The 17,575-nt window shown below is 60.7% G+C and carries 17 protein-coding genes; 14 read left to right on the top strand and 3 right to left on the bottom strand.

Annotated elements, in window-relative coordinates; translation table 11 throughout:
* The first annotated feature begins 5 nt into the window (after positions 1-5).
* Positions 6-308 (top strand): VF_A0006 family four-cysteine protein, encoded by a 303-nt coding sequence (locus J2W46_RS00455; RefSeq protein ID WP_310350390.1) that lies wholly within the window; start codon positions 6-8, stop codon positions 306-308.
* A gap of 153 nt (positions 309-461) precedes the next feature.
* On the opposite strand, the gene J2W46_RS00450 is transcribed toward J2W46_RS00455, so the two are convergent.
* Both J2W46_RS00450 and J2W46_RS00445 read right to left on the bottom strand, forming a co-directional pair.
* Positions 462-1,178 carry a transposase gene (locus J2W46_RS00450; protein WP_087753695.1) on the bottom strand — a complete coding sequence of 239 codons (717 nt, stop codon included), beginning with the start codon at positions 1,176-1,178 and terminating at the stop codon, positions 462-464.
* Between the two features lie 407 nt (positions 1,179-1,585).
* Positions 1,586-2,485, bottom strand: coding sequence for an NAD-dependent epimerase/dehydratase family protein (locus J2W46_RS00445; protein WP_131315574.1), 900 nt, complete (start codon positions 2,483-2,485; stop codon positions 1,586-1,588).
* A gap of 244 nt (positions 2,486-2,729) precedes the next feature.
* Between J2W46_RS00445 and J2W46_RS00440 the strand changes: the two genes are divergently transcribed.
* The 4 genes from J2W46_RS00440 to J2W46_RS00425 are packed head-to-tail and all read left to right on the top strand — an operon-like array spanning position 2,730 to position 6,909.
* A complete protein-coding gene (locus J2W46_RS00440) occupies positions 2,730-3,725 on the top strand; it encodes an ABC transporter permease (RefSeq protein WP_020067744.1) in 996 nt (331 codons plus the stop codon).
* A gap of 39 nt (positions 3,726-3,764) precedes the next feature.
* On the top strand, positions 3,765-4,706 hold the full coding sequence (locus J2W46_RS00435; protein WP_204521431.1) for a sugar-binding protein: 942 nt from the start codon (positions 3,765-3,767) through the stop codon (positions 4,704-4,706).
* Entirely contained in the window at positions 4,706-6,223 is a 1,518-nt protein-coding gene (locus J2W46_RS00430) for a sugar ABC transporter ATP-binding protein (protein ID WP_310350383.1), read from the top strand. The genes J2W46_RS00435 and J2W46_RS00430 overlap by 1 nt, the downstream gene beginning before the upstream one ends.
* A gap of 29 nt (positions 6,224-6,252) precedes the next feature.
* Positions 6,253-6,909, top strand: a complete 657-nt coding sequence (locus J2W46_RS00425; protein WP_310350381.1) for an aspartate/glutamate racemase family protein — start codon at positions 6,253-6,255, stop codon at positions 6,907-6,909.
* Here the strand turns inward: J2W46_RS00425 and J2W46_RS00420 are convergent.
* A complete protein-coding gene (locus J2W46_RS00420) occupies positions 6,884-7,642 on the bottom strand; it encodes a Crp/Fnr family transcriptional regulator (protein ID WP_088176379.1) in 759 nt (252 codons plus the stop codon). The genes J2W46_RS00425 and J2W46_RS00420 overlap by 26 nt on opposite strands.
* 364 nt (positions 7,643-8,006) lie before the next feature.
* On the opposite strand from J2W46_RS00420, the gene J2W46_RS00415 reads away from it, so the two are divergent.
* The 9 genes from J2W46_RS00415 (at position 8,007) to J2W46_RS00375 (ending at position 17,236) form a co-directional block, all read left to right on the top strand.
* Positions 8,007-8,702: a GntR family transcriptional regulator gene (locus J2W46_RS00415; RefSeq protein WP_227471287.1), complete on the top strand. Its 696-nt coding sequence runs from the start codon at positions 8,007-8,009 to the stop codon at positions 8,700-8,702.
* 50 nt (positions 8,703-8,752) lie between these two features.
* Positions 8,753-10,021, top strand: coding sequence for an S-methyl-5-thioribose kinase (gene mtnK / locus J2W46_RS00410; protein WP_310350376.1), 1,269 nt, complete (start codon positions 8,753-8,755; stop codon positions 10,019-10,021).
* 16 nt (positions 10,022-10,037) lie between these two features.
* Positions 10,038-11,117: an S-methyl-5-thioribose-1-phosphate isomerase gene (mtnA, locus tag J2W46_RS00405; protein ID WP_310350373.1), complete on the top strand. Its 1,080-nt coding sequence runs from the start codon at positions 10,038-10,040 to the stop codon at positions 11,115-11,117.
* Complete coding sequence (locus J2W46_RS00400; RefSeq protein ID WP_310350370.1) at positions 11,114-11,785, top strand: class II aldolase/adducin family protein; 672 nt, start codon at positions 11,114-11,116, stop codon at positions 11,783-11,785. Before mtnA ends, J2W46_RS00400 begins: the two co-directional genes overlap by 4 nt.
* 62 nt (positions 11,786-11,847) lie before the next feature.
* A complete protein-coding gene (locus J2W46_RS00395; RefSeq protein WP_020067735.1) occupies positions 11,848-12,945 on the top strand; it encodes a sugar ABC transporter substrate-binding protein in 1,098 nt (365 codons plus the stop codon).
* Positions 12,946-13,005: 60 nt separating this feature from the next.
* Positions 13,006-14,541, top strand: a complete 1,536-nt coding sequence (locus J2W46_RS00390) for a sugar ABC transporter ATP-binding protein (RefSeq protein WP_310350366.1) — start codon at positions 13,006-13,008, stop codon at positions 14,539-14,541.
* Positions 14,538-15,539: an ABC transporter permease gene (locus J2W46_RS00385; protein ID WP_020067733.1), complete on the top strand. Its 1,002-nt coding sequence runs from the start codon at positions 14,538-14,540 to the stop codon at positions 15,537-15,539. The genes J2W46_RS00390 and J2W46_RS00385 overlap by 4 nt, the downstream gene beginning before the upstream one ends.
* A gap of 48 nt (positions 15,540-15,587) precedes the next feature.
* Positions 15,588-16,598: a dihydroxyacetone kinase subunit DhaK gene (locus J2W46_RS00380; RefSeq protein WP_310350363.1), complete on the top strand. Its 1,011-nt coding sequence runs from the start codon at positions 15,588-15,590 to the stop codon at positions 16,596-16,598.
* A gap of 11 nt (positions 16,599-16,609) precedes the next feature.
* Complete coding sequence (locus J2W46_RS00375) at positions 16,610-17,236, top strand: DAK2 domain-containing protein (RefSeq protein ID WP_310350359.1); 627 nt, start codon at positions 16,610-16,612, stop codon at positions 17,234-17,236.
* Positions 17,237-17,575: the final 339 nt, after the last annotated feature.

Genomic DNA, 17,575 nt, shown 5'->3' with positions numbered 1-17,575 from the left:
CGTCCATGCACAAACTGGCTTACCTGCTCGTTTTTTTGACGCTCGCCGCACCGTTATCAGCCTTCGCGCTTGGCGGCGAGAATGTGGAATACGACCAATGCATTCTGAATTCTTTAGCGAATAGCCAGAGCAGCTACGCGGCACGTGTCATCAGAAATTCGTGCCAGGCACTGTACGTAAACAGTGCTCTGCTTTTGCCGCGCGAGAAGTCTTATCACGTGTGTATCTTGCAGAATGTCCAGAACGTGAGAGGGGCATTTGCAGTCAACGAGATATTGCACGCCTGCCGCCGCCAGAATCGGATGTGAGTTGTGCGCGTCGCGATTCGATATTTGCAAGCGCGAGCCGGTACGTTGAATGCTGCTACCCGGTTGGCGGTTCACCGACCGGGCGAATGGAAAGCTCCGACGTGACGTAGCTCGCTCAAACAGGCAGGGTGTGCCTGCCTGTTTTTCTACTGTTTAGCCGGCGTGCGCGAAGGCGCGTGTCGTGCGAGTCCTGGGCGGCCGGTCCCGCAGCAGCAGTGGCATCAAGCGCCGGTTGGCTGTGCGCGCGGCCCACTCGCAATACTCGGCGCTGCCGAGCACCCAGCCATTCAGCGTGGACTGCATGAGTTTCTCGACTTCGAGTTGATCAGGGGACTGTGCGCCCAGATCCCGATAAGCCTCGTGACGCTCGAACGGCGTGTTGCCGAGCGCGCGATAAAGCGGGTGATCTTTGATAAAGCTATCGACACGCAGCCCGATATGGTGCGAGTAGCTCGACCACCGGTATTTTCCCGGCTCGTCTACAAGGTTGCTGCGCACCGGCGCATGATCGATGATCTGGCTCGCCAGCAGAAAATATCGATCCGGCTCGATCACGGTTGCCCGGTACCCGCCACGCCACATCGTGCCGCGTCGTCCGTGGCGTCGATTAAAGGTCTCGACATAGCGGCGGCCCACCGCCTGCATCGCCATGGCCACGCTCGACTCATATGACGGCGTGACCAGAAATTGCACCGCACCTGGCATCAGGACCCAGGCGTGGACTGCCAGGTCGGCGACGCGCGCTGCGTCTGCCAGGCAGGCGAGGAAGTACAGGTAATCTCCTTCGTCCAGGAATGCGGGCCCCGTGAGCCCCTGCAAAATAACGTGTTGCGGTTGATCTGGAACGTAATGACGTGCGAGCCGTGTCATGCTGAATTAACCGGAAATCCGATGTGAGAAAGCGTTCCGACAGGTAACGAATGTGTGACGGTGCGTGAAGCAGGTATGAGATGGAATTCTAGTGGTGATAGGCGCGAGTATTCATCGCGAATAGGCCTTTGTTCTAGCCTCATTTCGCTGAATTGGCGTGCGCTGCCATCGCTGGTTTTATGCCAACGCTGAATCGCAGTGGGGTGCTAACGCAACTCGCCGGTCTGATTGTGTCGACGCGGAAGGACGAAGTGGGGATTGATGGGCTGACGGATGCGAAGCAGCGATCAGGCGCAATCACGTGCGTCTGGGAGACCTCGGCGGTCGGACAGGTCGTCGGCTTCTTTGGAAAGTGCGCCTGATGTCGTTATCAGGCGCACTCGGCACTTTGCGAGACTGTGAGTCGCCTACGACTGTCCGGACACCTGCTCGCGCCACCGGTAAGCCTGCTTCCACCCAAGCAAACGCTTGAGCTTTTCATTACTCAGCAAGGTCTCGAATTCACCGAGCGGTTTTTTCACCGGCACATTCGGGTAGTAAGTCTTCAGCAATTCCGCGACCGGCCGGTCGGAGGAGACGTCGTCTGCGGCTACATTCATCACCGTGAAGCCCAGTCCATCCTTTTCGATGCCCAGACGGCAGGCCGTTGCCAGGTCGCGGCCGTCGATATAGCTCCATGCAATGCGCTTTCTCAAGGCGGGATCCTTGAGCCAGGTCGGGAATTTCTGGTAGTCCACCGGGTCGAGTACATTGCCGATGCGCAAGCAGTAAATATCCGCGCCCGTGCGCGCATGAAACGCCTTTGCTGTCACTTCATTAATGACTTTCGACGTGGCGTAGCTGTCCATCGGGTCGACGGGATACTCTTCATCGAGCGGAAAGTACGCCGGGTCGCGATGCCGGTGCGCGAACACCACACCGTAGGTCGTCTCGCTCGAAGCGACGATGACCTTCCTGATGCCGAGCTTTGCAGCCGCGTCCAGCACGTTGTAGGTGCCCATCACATTGATGCGGAACACCTCGTTGTCCGTGGTGACGAGAATGCGCGGAATGGCGGCGAAATGCACAACGGCGTCAATCGGCTTGGGCTCGATGTCGTCGTCGAATTCTTTTGCCGTGGTCGTCGACGAAAGTGCATTGAAGACCTGTCCCGCATCGGTAATGTCGGTGATCAGAGTCCGCGCGGTGCCTTTGGCCATTGGCACGCGGTCCAGATTGAGTACTTCGTAGCCGTGCGCCACCAGATCTTCTACTACCCATTTGCCGGCAAGTCCGCTGCCGCCCGTCACAATCACTCGTTTGGTCATGCCTTGTCTCCTTTGCAGTTCATCAAGCCACCCGACGGCAATGCGCCGCTGACGACACCAGACGCATCGTAACGCCACACCCTGCGCGATGCTGTGACGCCCGTCATAGGCACGTGGGCATTCATCGCGCTATCTGCAGACAATCTACGGGTCAATCCCGATACGAATCTATGACGCGCGTCACAGATTTCCGCATGTCCGCGCTCCTATGATCTGTTCCGAGCCTGTAAAGGAGGAGCGATCGGTGACTGCAATATCGTCGAAGAAGGAACCCCCGTCCGGGCGTGCCGCTGACTGGATCAGGGCGTGTTTGCGCATACGCGAGCTGAATGTGCTCTCGGTGCTGCTGCTCGTTGGACTGCTGATCAGCGTTTTCTCACCGTACTTCCTCACGACCAACAACCTGATGGGCGTGTTCCGCTCGTTTTCGTTGATTGCGCTCATGTCGATCGGCATGATGCTCGTGATCATTACGGGCGGCATCGACCTCTCGGTTGGATCGGTCATGGGCCTGTCGTCGCTCGTTACCGCGCTCGTCTTCCAGCATGGTTACAACGCGCCGGCGGCCATTGGCGCGGGGCTCGCCGTGGGAATCGCGGTCGGCGCATTCAATGGCTTCATGATCACGTGGATACAGTTGCCGCCTTTCATTGCGACGCTTGGCACGCTGTCGATCGGGCGCGGCCTCATGTACATCATCACCAAAGGCGTGCCCGTCACGCCCGATGTTCCCGACAGCTTTACATTCATCGGCCAGGGTTACATTGGATTCGTGCCTTTTCCGGTCGTCATTCTTCTGGCCATGACGGCCGTCTTCTCCGTCGTCATGCGACAGACGCGCTTTGGCCGCTACGTGTACGCGACGGGCGGCAATGAAGTGGCCGCGCGCCTATCCGGCGTGCGCACCGCGCGCGTGAAATTCACGGTCTATGTGCTATCCGGCCTGATCGCATCGATGGCCGGCGTCATTGCGTTCTCGCGCTTCGTGTCGGCCGAGCCGGCTTCTGGCTTCGGCGCGGAACTCGATGTCATCGCGGCGGCGGCCATCGGCGGCGCGAGTCTGTCGGGCGGGGCGGGCAGCGTGGAGGGCGCGATCATCGGCGCGGCCCTCGCGGGAATCATCACGAATGGCGTGGTGCTGCTCAACATCGATACCTATGCGCAGCAGGCCATCACCGGCTGCGTGATTCTCATTGCCGTCAGCATCGACATCTGGCGCGTGCGTCGCAAGGAACGCTAGGAACACTGAACGCCGCAACCATAACATCAGGAGACATGCATGAAACTCACGCAACGATTCACCGCGAGCGCCCTGGTCGCACTAGCCGCATCAGTTGGCGCAACGGCTCACGCCAAAGACGCAAAAGATATTTCCGTCGCCGTTATTCCCAAGGTCGCGGTGCCGTTCTTCGACGACTGCAACAAAGGGGCGAAGACGGCGGCCGACAAAGCCGGTGTGAAATATCAATGGGTGGTGCCGCAAAACACGCAGGGTTCGACGCAGGTACAGATTATCGAGGACCTGATTTCGAGGCATGTGGATGGCATTGCGATATCGGTGAACGAGCCGAAGTCGGTCGAAAGCGTGATGAAGCGCGCAGAGCAAAGCGGCATCAAGGTGCTGACGTATGACTCGGATTCGCCCAGAAGCGGACGCTCCATGTATATCGGCACCAACAACGAACAGGCGGGCGCGACCATGGCGGATACGATGGGCAAGGCGCTCAATGGTCAGGGCGAAGTGGCGATCATCACGGGCCAACTGGGCGCGGTCAATCTGAACGAACGTATTGCCGGCATCAAGAAAGGGCTGGCGAAATATCCAGGCATCAAGATCGTCGAAACGCAAGGCACCGACGACGATCTGGCCCGCGGCGTCTCTGTGGTCGAAACCACGCTGCGTGCGCATCCGCAACTCAAAGGCATCTTCGGCGTGAGCCAGGTGGGCGGTCCGGCTGTCGCGAAGGTGCTCAACACGAAGGAGTTCGGCACGATGAAGGGCAAGCTCGAAGTGCTTGCCTTCGACGATCTTCCCGACACGCTGAAGGGGCTCAAGGAAGGCTATATCCAGGGCATTATGGTTCAGCGTCCGGTGACAATGGGCTCGCTTGCTGTCGAACACCTCGTTGCGCAGATCCAGGGCCAGGAAGCGCAGCCAAAGGACATCGACACCGGCGTGACCGTCGTCACGAAAGACAACATGACCAGCTACACGAAGTGATGAGCCACGTGACAGGCGTGCCTTTTCTCGAGATGCGTAACATCTCCAGAACCTTTCCTGGCGTCAAGGCGCTCGACCGCGTGAATCTGGAAATACGCGCGGGCGAAGTGCTCGCGCTTGCCGGAGAAAACGGCGCGGGCAAAAGTACGCTGATGAAGATACTGACCGGCATTTACGCGCCCGATCCGGGCGGCACTATTCTTGTCGAAGGGGAGGAAGTTGCACTCGCCGACAGCCATCACGCTCGCGCGCTCGGCGTGAACATCATTTATCAGGAGCTTGCCGTTGTCGGCAATCTCACTGTCGGCGAGAACATTTTTCTGGCGAGAGAACCGCGCACACGGCTCGGACTGATCGACCGTCCGCGCATGTATCGCGAGGCGCGCGAAGTGCTGGCCACCATCGACATGGATATCGATCCGGCTACGCGCGTAAGCGAATTGAGTGTCGGCCAGCAGCAGATGATCGAAATTGCAAAGGCCCTCTGCGCGCGGTCCAAGGCCATCATCATGGACGAGCCGACTGCATCGCTCAGTCATCACGAAACCAGCGTTTTGCTGGGCATCGTCAAGCGCTTGCGCGAAAGAAACATTGCGGTGGTCTATATCTCGCATCGGCTCGAAGAGATTTTCGAGCTCGCAGATCGCGTGACGGTATTGCGCGACGGACGCACGGTCGGCACCGCGCCCATTGCTGACATGACGCGCGAGACGCTTGTGCGCCTGATGGTGGCCCGCGAGTTGAGCGAACTCTACGGCGAGCCGCAGTCTCATGCGAGCCGCGATCCCGTGCTCGAAGTGCGAGCGCTGTCGCTCAAGCCGGTCAGGGAGGCAGAGCCTCGCATCCGCGATATAAGCTTTACGCTGCATCGTGGCGAAGTGCTCGGGATCGCCGGGCTGGTCGGTTCGGGCCGCACCGAGATAATGGAAATGATCTTCGGAATGCGTGCGTGCACGGGATCGGTCAAGGTAGAAGGCAAGCCGGTGTCGATCCGCAATCCGCACGATGCGATCAGGTCGGGCATAGGTTTCGTTACCGAAGACCGCAAGGCCCAGGGGCTCATACTCGGCATGACTGTGCGTGAGAATTTCAGCCTTACTCATCTGGAGCGCTATTCGCCGTTCCAGTTCGTGCAGCATGCGCGAGAACGTGAAGGCTGTCGGCGGTTCGTCCGTATGCTGGGCATCAAAACGCCGGGCGTCGAGCAGAAGGTCGTCAACCTGAGCGGCGGCAATCAGCAAAAGATCGTGATCGCCAAGTGGGTCGCGCGCAGCCCGAAAGTGCTCATCGTCGATGAACCGACACGCGGCATCGACGTAGGCGCGAAAGCGGAGGTGCACGCGCTCATTGCGCGGCTCGCGGCAGAGGGCATTGGCGTGATCGTCATCTCTTCCGATCTTCTCGAAGTGCTCGCCGTCAGCGATCGCATCTTGACTGTGCGGGAAGGACGCATCAGCGGGGAATTAAGCAGGGCACAAGCTTCGCAGGAAAAAGTGATGGCGCTCGCCACCGCTTGATAACCATCAACGAAGTAATGGATACGAATATGACCACGATCGTCGTTATACATACCGGCCCAGTCACGGTCGATCCCCTCAAGGCGCAGTTCGCCGAGCAGTTGGCCGATGCGCGTGTCGTCAATATCGTCGACGACAGCCTGCTGACCGATGTGCGTTCGGCGGGCCGCCTGACGCCAGAAGTCACGCGCCGTTTATATAGCTATATGGCGAACGCCGAAGCGCTCGGCGCGGACATCATTCTCAATGCGTGTTCGTCGGTGGGCGAGGCAACCGACCTCTTGCGCAGCATGATCCGCACGCCAATCGTCAAGGTCGACGAAGCGATGGCCGAGGAGGCCTGCGCGCTTGGACCGCGGATCGGCGTTGTCGCGACTGTGTCCACGACGCTCGAGCCGACGGTGCGTCTGATCCGAAAAAAAGCCGCCGAGCGCCGCGTCGAGATTCAGGTGACGGAATCCATCGCGCCAGGTGCATTCGAAGCGTTGCTCGCGGGCGACGCCGCGAAGCACGACGAGATCCTCAAGCGCACGATCGTCGAACTTGCCGATCAGGTGGATGTGATCGTGCTCGCGCAAGTCTCGATGGCGCGCCTCGTGCCGTCGCTCGGCTCGCTCTCAGTGCCGGTACTGTCGAGTCCTCAAAGCGGCGTAGCGTCGGTCAAGCGCGCATTAGCGGCGCTCTGAACTCGCGTGGAGCCGGGTTCGCGGGCAGGGCAGCAAAGGCCGGCGCTTTGGTGATGTACCGCGTGACGAAGGCGGGTGTCAGCACGATTTTGCGCTCGTGCATGTCGACGAAGCCTTCTGACTTGAGGTCGCTAAAGTGCCGGTTGACTGATTCGCGCGACGTGCCGATGAATTCCGCGAGCTTGTCCTGTGCGATCGGCAAGTCGATGAGAACGGTATCGCCATGCTCTGGATGATCGAAGGGCGTGCCCACTTGCCCCGAGAACATGACGAGTATGTTGACGAGCCGCTTTCTCACGTCGTGTAACGAGAGATTCTCAATTAATTGCTGTGCTTCCTGCCAGCGCAGATAGTGGTTGCGCAGCACGAACTGGTTGATGACGTCGTAGCGCGCAAGCAGTTCCTTGAAATCCGCTTTACGGATATAGCAGACCATGCTCGGCGTGAGCGCCTGTGCGTGATGGGAGTAGTTGTCCTCATTGAGAACATCGCCATCGCCGAAAATCATGCCCGCCTTGACGAAGGCAAGTGTGATTTCCTGGCCGTCTTCGGTGAGGCGATAAAGCCTTACGCTGCCGCTCTTGAGCAGGTACACATGCTCGCTCGATTCATCCGGCCTGTAGATAACGGTGTTCTTGCGTAACGTGCGATGGTCGCTGAAGGCGGGCATCACCTCGTCGAGGCAATGACACTGGATCAAAGAGAGCAATTCGCTCTTGCCGACAAACCACATTGCCGTCTCCTTAAAGTTGCCTTGCGAACTTCGGCGCCTTATCAGGCGTTTGTAATAACGCTGCCTTGGTCCGATTCATTCTACACACGGAGCCTCGAAACGCGCTGAGGACAACGCGCCGGAAATGTCCGCGAGGGCTGGCTGCGGCACACCGTTTTTGCGCAACGCAGCGCGTCGCAAAGCCAACGACGACAGGGTTGAGGGCAATGGCATGTTGCGCGAGCGACGCGCGTCGCTACCCGCGAACCGCGCTCGGCGCGAAACGAAACCAAGGGAAATTCCCTACAAAAACATCAGATGTCTGATGTATATTTGGTCCAGTGACAAGCGAGAGAGCAACATGCGCCTAAGCGTAGAGCGATCGATGAGCGACAAGATCCAGGAGTCGCTGTTGACCATGATCCGTGAGCGCAAGCTCAAGCCTGGTGATCAGATTCCCACGGAATTGGAGCTCTGCGAGCTGCTCGGCGTTGGCCGTTCGAGTTTGCGCGAGGCCGTGGCGCAGATGATCTCGCATGGGCTCCTCTCACGCGTGCAGGGACGCGGCACCTTCATCAGACAAATTTCGCTGAAGCTGCAAGGCGGTCTGGATGATCTGATGTCTGTGACCGACATGATCAGGAGCGTTGGCGCGGTGCCTTCCACGAGCCGTATTCAGATGGACAGCATTGCGGCGTCGGAGAGTCTTGCCGAAAAGCTTGGGATCGCGCCCGGCGAAACATGCATCCGCATCGAACGGGTGAGGCGTGCCGACGATGCAATTGCCGCTTACTGCATCGACACGATCCCGAAAACGCTTTTCGATGAAGCTCAAGGTGAATTAGGCGAATCGCTCTTTGGCATGTTCGCGCGCACAGGACGGCGCTTATCGCATACGCACACGTCGATACAGCCGACCATCCTCACGCCGCGCGATCTGCCGGAACTGGGCGACGGATTCGGCATGTTTCTCCTGCTGGACGAAGTAGATTTCGATCAGAGCGGCGAGCCGCTTTGCTATAGCAACGACTACTACAACACGAGCATCTTCAAGTTCGATCTGGTGCGCAAGCGTCGCTAAAGACGTGTCCAGGTCGATGGGCGCCGGAAGCAACATCGGAGGAGGCACCGATGGAGTTTGAAGCCTTTACCGCAGGTGAGCTGGCAGCGTATCTCGGCGCCATTCCCAAGGTGCGCGCGCTGCTTGGCGAGCCTGACGATCTGGACGTAGCCGAAGTGGGCGACGGCAATCTGAATTACGTGTACTTCGTAACGAATGCGAAGGCGCCGCAGCGCAGCGTCGTGGTCAAACAGGCGCCGCCTTTTCTGCGGCTCGTCGGCAAGACGTGGCCTCTGTCGTGCCAGCGCATGGAGCACGAAGTCGCAGCACTGCGCCGCTTCGGCGCGCTCTGCCCACAGCACGTGCCGAAGGTGTATCACGCCGACAGCAAGCGTTTCCTGATGGTCATGCAAAGGCTTGCCTCGCATTGCATCCTGCGGCAAGGCCTCATTAACGGCATAACCTATCCGAAGCTCGCTGCGCATCTGTCCACTTATCTTGCGCATACGCTTTTTTACGGCTCCGATCTCTTTCTGGCGCCGGACATCAAGAAGCAGGCTATGACCGCGGCCGTCAATGTCGAGTTGTGCAGGATTACCGAAGATCTCGTATTCACTTTTCCATTCGAAGACCATCCGTCCAATGTGTATAGCCCGGCACTGCCGTTGTCCGTGCTCGAGCGTCTGAGAACGAACGAAGCATTGCGTATTGCCGCAGGCGACATGAAATGGGCATTCATGAATCGCGCAGAGACGTTGCTGCATGGCGACCTGCATACCGGCTCCATCATGGTCAACGAGGAAGAAACGTTTGTCATCGATCCGGAGTTCGCGTTTTACGGGCCGATGAGCTTCGACATCGGCGCCTTGCTGGCCAATCTGCTGCTGGCCTATTTTTCCCGCGACTGGCATGGCCGTGCTGACGGGCGAGACCCGGCGCCTTACGAGGAATGGCTGCTAGCGCAGGCGATCGGTATATGGAATGGTTTCAGCGAGCAGTTCGTCGCGCTCTGGCGCGATCACGAAAGCCGCAGCGAACGCCGCTTCATCGGCGGACAGACCGACTCGCGCGCAGTCGAAGGCTATCGTGCGCATTTCATGCGCCGCCTGCTTGCCGATACGCTCGGCTTTGCGGGCTGCAAGATGATTCGACGCATCGTGGGCATGGCGAAAGTCGCGGAAATCACACGCATACCGGATGCGCAGGCACGGGCACGGATCGAAGTGCGGTGTCTGCGTTGTGCCGAAGCCTTGCTCGTGGAACGCGACGCGCTGACCGATATCGAGCAGGTCGCCATGCTTGCGCGCGAGATTCGGCGCGAGACGCACACACACGTTTAACGCACACGGAGCTTTCATGGTTGCGCAGTCCCTGTTCCCCGCACTGGCCCCTACGATCGAATGGCGCGACGACGCTCTTCTGCTGCTCGATCAGACCCGCCTGCCGCATGAGGTCGTGGTGGAGCATGTCGCCGATGCAGCCGCCGTATGGCGGGCCATTCACGAACTGCGCGTGCGCGGCGCGCCCGCAATCGGGGTTGCAGCGGCGTATGGCTTATGTGTGGCCGTTCAGGATGCGCGCGCATTGCCGCTCGCCCAATTCCGGGCGGAACTCGAACGGCGGGCGCGTTGGCTCAATACGGCACGTCCCACAGCTGTGAATCTCAGCTGGAGTCTCGGACGCATGCTGCAATGTGCGCACACGTGCGGCGCGAGCGATTCGACCGCGCTTTACGAGGCGCTAGTCGAAGAAGCCCGGCAGATTCATGCGGAAGACCAGACGCTGTGCGAAGGCATCGGCCGCCACGGCATGCCGCTCATCAAGCAGGGCTGCGGCGTGCTGACCCACTGCAACGCCGGCGCACTTGCGACCACTGGCCTTGGCACCGCCACGGCACCGATTTACGCAGCGCATCGCGAGGGCATAGCGTTCAAGGTATTCGCGGACGAAACGCGGCCTCTGCTGCAGGGCGCGCGGCTGACTGCATTCGAATTGCAGCAAGCAGGCGTCGACGTGACGCTGATCATGGACAGCGCAGCCGCTTCGATCATGTCCCAGGGACTCGTCGATGTAGTGATCGTCGGCACCGATCGCGTGGCGGCCAATGGGGACTTCGCCAACAAGATCGGCACGCTCGGGGTTGCCATTGCAGCGAAGCATTACGGCATACCGTTCTACGTGGCCTGCCCGTCGTCGACACTCGACTTTCGCACGCCGACCGGCGCGCAGATCGAGATCGAGGAGCGGTGCGACGAAGAGGTTACGCATTTCGCGGGGCAGCGCACCGCGCCGCACGGCATCAAGGCTCGCAATCCCGCATTCGATGTAACGCCGCACGAACTCGTCACCGGTTTCATCACCGAGCGCGGCATTGCGAAGGCGCCGTTCGAACGGTCGCTCGGCCAGTTCTTTCCGGCGGCGGGGAACGCGGCATGAAGGCGGCGCAGGAACGCGCGCTGCGCCGGGGCATCGTCGAGACCTCGCTCGAGATGGAGCGGCTCGGCATCAACCAGGGCACCTCCGGGAACGTGAGCGCGCGTCTGGGCGAGGGTTTTCTGATCACGCCGAGCGGCGTGCCGGCGCGCGATCTGCGCGAAGAAGGCATCGTGTGGTTACCGCTCGACGTGGACGACGACGCGGAGGTGCTGCATGTAAAGCGCCCGTCGTCTGAATGGCGCATTCATCGCGACATTCTTCGCGCGCGGCACGAGATGCATGCGGTCGTGCATACGCATTCGACCGCAGCCACGGCTATGGCAATTCATGGACGCGATATTCCGGCGCTGCATTACATGGTCGCGGCAGCGGGTGGCGATTCGATTCGCTGCGCGCCCTATGCGCTCTTCGGCACACAGTTGCTCTCGGATCACGCGCTCAAGGCATTGCAGGACCGGCGTGCGTGCCTGCTTGCGCATCATGGCGTAGTCGCGCTGGGTGACGATCTCGCGCGCGCCGTGTGGCTCGCGCACGAAGTGGAAGTGCTGGCCAGGCAGTACCTGCTCGCCTGTCAGCTGGGTCCGCCGCCGCTTCTGTCGGACGTGCAAATGGAAGAGGTTCTGGAAAGGTTCAAGACGTATGGCAGACCGAGGCATGCCGAGCGTTAGTGCGCTTGCTTCAAGGGAAATTATCGTTAGCACCGCAGTGAATAATCTACAAGGAGACGACTATGGCCTGGAGTTCAGCAAGATTCGACGGATGGGACGTATTGGGTAAGCCGACCTGTGCGGTGCTGCTGTGTGCGGCAGCCGCGCTTGCCGGTTGTTCCAAAAGCGACAACAGCTCGACCAGCACCACTTCGGGCCAGGCCGCGAGCGCGCCGGCCAGCGCGCCTGTGGCCAACGCGTCGGGCGGCAAGACAAAGGTTGGATTCTCCGTTTCGACGCTCAATAACGCATTCTTTGTCGGCCTGAAGGCGGGCGTGGAGAAGGGCGCTAAAGAGCAGGGCTTCGACCTCGTGCAAACCAATGCGAATGGCGACGCGCAGCAGCAGGTGAACGACGCGATCAATCTTTTGAGCCAGGGCGTGACAGCGCTCGTGCTCAATCCAATCGATTCCAAGGCCATTATTCCCGCCGTCGAAAAAGCCAATTCGATGAACATTCCGGTGTTCATGCTGGATCGCGGTTCGGACGGCGGCAAGGTCACGTCTTTCGTTGCATCGGATAACGTCGCGCTGGGGCAGACGGCGGCCAAATGGATTGCCGACCAGTTGACGAAGCGCTACGGCTCCGCCAAAGGCAACGTGGTCGATCTGATCGGGCTCGTCGGCACGACGGCCGCCACCGATCGCGAAAAAGGCTTTAGCGACGAGATCGCCAAATATCCCGACATCAAGGTGGTCGCTCGTCAGGAAGGCGCGTTCGATCAGGAGAAGTCCCTCAACGCAATGACCAATATCCTGCAGAAGTATCCGCAAATCGACGCGGTCTTCGGCGCCAACGACGACAACACGGTCGGCGCGGAAAAAGCCATCGACAATGCCGGCCGCTATAAGCCGCTCGGCGACAAGCAGCACATTCTGGTCATCGGTGCGGACGGTACCGCGCAGGCGCTGTCGGCGATTCGTGCCGGCAAGCAGGACGCGACCATCTCGCAGAACCCGATTCAGATGGCGGCGAAGTCGCTGCAATTCGTCGCCGACTACAGCGCGAAGAAAGAGGTGCCGGCGAATTATGCGTGGCCGACGCTGCTGATCGACAAGTCGAATATCGATTCGGATGCGACGAAGAAATACGGGCTGTGGTCTGAGGAAGTCAAACAGTAAGACAGGCCGCGGGCTGCGTCGCATCGGACAGCGCACAGCCCGCAAACGGAAAGAGGCGACATGACAGTGCAAGCCGAAGAACGGGAGCGCGCGCCCGTGAACAGATCCGTGCCGTTGTTGCGCATGCAGGGCATCGTCAAGAGTTTTCCGGGCGTGAAGGCCTTGCGCGGCGTGAGCCTCGAATTGCAGGCGGGGCACGTCATGGCGATCGTCGGCGAGAACGGCGCTGGCAAGTCGTCGCTCGTCAAGACGCTGTCCGGCGCGTACGAGCCAGACGAAGGCACGATCGAAATAGATGGAGTGCCGCTTGCGCGCGGTACCAATGCAGCGATCGATGCCGGGGTCGCCGTCATCTATCAGGAACTCTCGCTGATCAACGACATGACGGTCGCGGAGAATCTGTTTCTCGGCCGCATGCCTGCGCGCAAGGGTTTCATCATGCAGCGCGAGGCGAATCAGCTCGCACGGGAGGCGCTTGCGCGTGTGGGCCTCGACACCGTGCCGCCGTGGATGCGCCTCGGCGATCTGCCGCTCAACAAACGCCAACTGGTCGAAGTGGCGAAAGCCATTGCACGCGATGCGCGCATCCTCGTCATGGATGAGCCGACCGCGGCGCTGCAAAGTCAGGACATCGTCAATCTGTACGCCGTGGTGCGCAGGCTGCGAGCGGCGGGCATGGGCATCATCTTCATTTCGCATCATCTTGAAGAAGTGTTCGAACTGGCCGATTCGGCGGTCGTGATGCGCGACGGCGCCACTGTCGGTGCGCGTCCCATGTCGGAATGGACCGAAGCCGCACTCGTGCAGGCGATGGTCGCGCGCAATCTGGAATCGTTCTACCCCTGGGAGCCGCGCGAATACGGCGATGTCGTGCTCGAAGTCCGTAACCTCGTCAGCGCGCCGCTGCTGCGCAATGCGAGCTTCAAGGTGCGGGCGGGAGAGATTGTCGGTATCGCGGGAATTGCGGGCGCGGGGCGCACCGAACTGCTCAAGACGATTTTCGGCGCGCTGCCGGCGACGGGCGGCGAAATACTCATCAAAGGCAAAAAGATCGCGAATCATTCGCCGACCGAAGGCGTGCGTCACGGGCTCGTGTACACGTCGGAGGATCGCAAGCTCGAGGGGCTCGTGCTCGATGCCAACATCGAAGAAAACATTGCACTGTCCAGCCTTAAAGCGCTGGCGAACGGCGGATTTGTTAGCGGTGCCAGGAAGCGCAAGCTGGCGCGGGATGCCAGCACGCGATTCGGCGTGCGGGCGTCTTCGGTCCTGCAGGTCACTCGCACGCTGTCGGGCGGCAACCAGCAAAAAGTGATTCTCGGGCGCGCCACCGCAACCCAGCCCGTCGTCATCATGCTCGACGAGCCGACGCGCGGCATTGACGTAGGGGCGAAGACGGAAATCTACGCGCATATGGTGGCCATGGCGCGGGCGGGCGGTGCCGTCGTCATGGTGAGTTCCGAATTGCCGGAGCTGCTCGGTATGTCGGATCGCGTGCTCGTGATGTATCGCGGCAGCATCGTGACGGAGATTCCGCGCGAAAAAGCGCATTCGGAAGCTGTCATTCAATGGGCTACAACAGGAGCAGGCGCATGACCTCCACGGCAGCCAACCGTGCGGATACGGAGGCGCTGTCGCGCCGCGTGATCCGCCAATTGAGGAGCGGGATCGGGCCACTGTTCGCCGCGCTCGTCATCATCTGTATTGCTTTGTCGATTGCATCGCCCGAGTTTCTGACGACCAGTACGCTGACCAACATCATGGTGCAGGTGTCGGTGGTCGGCATTGCGGCGGTGGGCGGGACCTTCGTCATCATTACGTCGGGAATCGATCTCTCGGTCGGTTCGCTCGTCGCGTTGACGGGCATGGTCGCTGCGACTGTCATGGCCGGGTCGAGTCCGGGGGCGATCGGCCTCGGCATTGCGGGGCTTTGCGCGGCGCTCGCGGTCGGCGCTGCGGCAGGCGCATTGAACGGTCTCGCGGTTGCGTGGCTGCGGCTCGTGCCCTTCATCGTCACACTGGCGATGATGGCCATGGCGCGCGGCTTGACTCTCGCCATTTCGGATGGCCGCACCAAGTTCGATTTTCCGAATGCCTTCACGGCGTTCGGCGCGAAGACGGTCGCCGGCTTGCCGATGCCGATGATCGTCATGCTCGTGATCTTCGTCATAGGTCATGTGTTGTTGCGCAAGACCACGTTCGGTCATCAGGTGTTCGCGGTGGGCGGCAATCAGGAAGCCGCGCGTCTCGCGGGTATCCCGGTGCATCGCGTCGTGTTCCTCACTTACATGCTGGCCGGTGTGACGGCCGCAATTGCCGGAATCGTTCTTGCGGGGCGGCTCAATTCCGCGTTGCCTTCCGCAGCCAACGGGCTGGAGTTGCAGGTGATCGCCGCTGTCGTGATTGGCGGTACCTCGCTTGCCGGAGGACGCGGGTCGATTGTGGGAACGTTCATCGGCGTCGTGCTCATCGGCGTGATCAATGTGGGATTGTCGCTGCTCGGCGTGAATCCCTTCTGGACGCAGTTCATACAGGGCGGCGTCATATTCGCGGCTGTCCTGCTGGATGCGCTCAGTCAGCGACGCAAGCAGTGAGCGTCTTTTTGCATTCTGTGAAAGCACCCCGAACCGGAGGAGCACGACATGAAAAAAATCATCAACGAACCCGATGCCTTTGTCGATGAAATCATCGAAGGCCTGCTTATCGCGCATCCGGCATGGATCAAAAGCGCAACTGCGGACAATCGGGCGCTGGTACGCAAGGACGCGCCGAAAGCGGGGCGCGTGGGCATCGTGACGGGCGGCGGCTCGGGTCATCTGCCCGGCTTTCTCGGCTATGTGGGCGAGGGTTTGTGCAGCGGCGTCGCGGTGGGCAACGTTTTTTCATCGCCGTCCGCCGAGCAGATACTGGAAGCGACGAAGGCTGTGAATGGCGGCGCCGGTGTGCTCTATGTGTATGGGAACTACGGTGGCGATGTGCTCAACTTCGATCTTGCGGCCGACCTGGCCGAGCCGGACGGCATCGAGATCCAGACGGTCGTGCTGACCGACGACGTGGCCTCCGCGCCCAAGGAACGTGCCGCGGACCGGCGCGGCGTGGCGGGCATGCTGTTCGCCTTCAAATGCGCGGGCGCCGCGGCGGAGCGCGGCGATTCGCTGGACGATGTGGCGCGTATCTGCGGCAAGGCCAATGCCAATTGCCGCACCATGGGCGTCGGCCTGTCGCCGACGATCCTGCCCGCTGCCGGCAAACCTACCTTCACGCTGCCCGAAGGCGAGATGGAGATCGGCATTGGTATTCATGGCGAGCCCGGCACGCACCGCGGCAACCTCGAATCCGCGGATGCAATTGCCGAGCGCATCACGCGTGAGATTCTCGACGATCTGGATGCGGAGAAAGGCTCACGCGTTGCGTTACTCGTGAACGGACTCGGCGCGACGCCGTTGGAAGAGCTCTATCTGCTTTATCGACGTTCGGCGCGACTTATCGCGGATCGCGGATTGAAGGTGGCGCGCTCGTATGTCGGCGAATATGTGACGAGTCTCGAGATGGCGGGCGCATCCATCACTGTGATGCTGCTCGACGACGAACTTCAGGCGCTGCTCGAAGCACCGGCAAATTCGCCGTTCTTCCGCGACGGCACGCCATCCTGACGAGGCACGCGATGAGTGTATCCAACAACGAACTGCGCGAGCTTCTGACGCGCGCATTGAATGCGCTTCCCGCTCACGCCGACGAACTGCGCGACCTCGACGCCGCCTTGGGCGATGGCGATCTCGGCATCACGGTTCGCGCGGGATCGGCAGCGGTCGTGAATGCGCTTGCCGCATTGCCCAACGGCGCGTCGCTCAGCGATGTGCTGCTGGCCGCGGGGAAGGCCTTCTCGACCGCCAACCCGTCCACGTTCGCGGCGCTCGTGGGCGGCGGTCTGCTTGCTGCTGCCAAGGCGGTGCCCGGAGTACAAGGGGTGGGACGCGCCGAAGCTCTGGCGATTGGGCGCGCGGTGGCGGGTCGCATCGTCGAACGCGGCAAGAGTCAGCTCGGCGACAAGACGGTGCTCGATGCGCTGCTGCCGAGCCTCGATACGCTGGAGGCATCGCAAGGCAGCGCCGTCGAGCTTCTCGACGCGATGATCGCGACGGCGCAGGAAGGCGTCACCGCGACGGCCTCCATTCAATCGAGAAAAGGCCGTGCCGCGTGGGTGCAGGAACGAAGCATCGGCCATGCGGACCCCGGTGCAACGGCATACGTGCGCTTCTTACAGGCGCTGCGCGAGGCGTGTGCTGGATAGCGCAATTCGAGGTGGGGCCGCTTTGCTTGCTCGGGTAAGAAAACTGCGTTGAAGGGGCGCCGGCCTTTCCACATCCGAAGCTCTGTATCGCGCGCAATCCCGCAATCGGGCTGTTGAACGTCATGCTGCTCCCACTGGCACCGTGTACGGTGCCAGTGGGACCGCTTGCGTCGTATGGACCTGTCGCTTCTCGATTAGTGCAGGCTCCGTTCAACCTGGAAGCCAGACACCGGCGTCTGGTCGAGAGCACTTCCTGTCTACACGAAATGTCTCTGAAGGACACTGGCTGTCCGGAAAAGACCTTACGTGGCGAACTGCATCCACACTACTATCACTCGC

The sequence above is a fragment of the Paraburkholderia strydomiana genome (genome assembly GCF_031456815.1).
GTDB classification, from domain to species: domain Bacteria; phylum Pseudomonadota; class Gammaproteobacteria; order Burkholderiales; family Burkholderiaceae; genus Paraburkholderia; species Paraburkholderia caledonica.
This window is presented reverse-complemented; position numbering and strand designations above follow the sequence as displayed.

Coding starts and splice junctions, on each gene's coding strand:
- J2W46_RS00455 (WP_310350390.1), top strand. CDS start 6: ATGCACAAACTGGCTTACCTGCTCGTTTTTTTGACGCTCGCCGCACCG.
- J2W46_RS00450 (WP_087753695.1), bottom strand. CDS start 1,178: ATGACACGGCTCGCACGTCATTACGTTCCAGATCAACCGCAACACGTT.
- J2W46_RS00445 (WP_131315574.1), bottom strand. CDS start 2,485: ATGACCAAACGAGTGATTGTGACGGGCGGCAGCGGACTTGCCGGCAAA.
- J2W46_RS00435 (WP_204521431.1), top strand. CDS start 3,765: ATGAAACTCACGCAACGATTCACCGCGAGCGCCCTGGTCGCACTAGCC.
- J2W46_RS00430 (WP_310350383.1), top strand. CDS start 4,706: ATGAGCCACGTGACAGGCGTGCCTTTTCTCGAGATGCGTAACATCTCC.
- J2W46_RS00425 (WP_310350381.1), top strand. CDS start 6,253: ATGACCACGATCGTCGTTATACATACCGGCCCAGTCACGGTCGATCCC.
- J2W46_RS00420 (WP_088176379.1), bottom strand. CDS start 7,642: ATGTGGTTTGTCGGCAAGAGCGAATTGCTCTCTTTGATCCAGTGTCAT.
- J2W46_RS00415 (WP_227471287.1), top strand. CDS start 8,007: ATGAGCGACAAGATCCAGGAGTCGCTGTTGACCATGATCCGTGAGCGC.
- mtnK (WP_310350376.1), top strand. CDS start 8,753: ATGGAGTTTGAAGCCTTTACCGCAGGTGAGCTGGCAGCGTATCTCGGC.
- mtnA (WP_310350373.1), top strand. CDS start 10,038: ATGGTTGCGCAGTCCCTGTTCCCCGCACTGGCCCCTACGATCGAATGG.
- J2W46_RS00400 (WP_310350370.1), top strand. CDS start 11,114: ATGAAGGCGGCGCAGGAACGCGCGCTGCGCCGGGGCATCGTCGAGACC.
- J2W46_RS00395 (WP_020067735.1), top strand. CDS start 11,848: ATGGCCTGGAGTTCAGCAAGATTCGACGGATGGGACGTATTGGGTAAG.
- J2W46_RS00390 (WP_310350366.1), top strand. CDS start 13,006: ATGACAGTGCAAGCCGAAGAACGGGAGCGCGCGCCCGTGAACAGATCC.
- J2W46_RS00385 (WP_020067733.1), top strand. CDS start 14,538: ATGACCTCCACGGCAGCCAACCGTGCGGATACGGAGGCGCTGTCGCGC.
- J2W46_RS00380 (WP_310350363.1), top strand. CDS start 15,588: ATGAAAAAAATCATCAACGAACCCGATGCCTTTGTCGATGAAATCATC.
- J2W46_RS00375 (WP_310350359.1), top strand. CDS start 16,610: ATGAGTGTATCCAACAACGAACTGCGCGAGCTTCTGACGCGCGCATTG.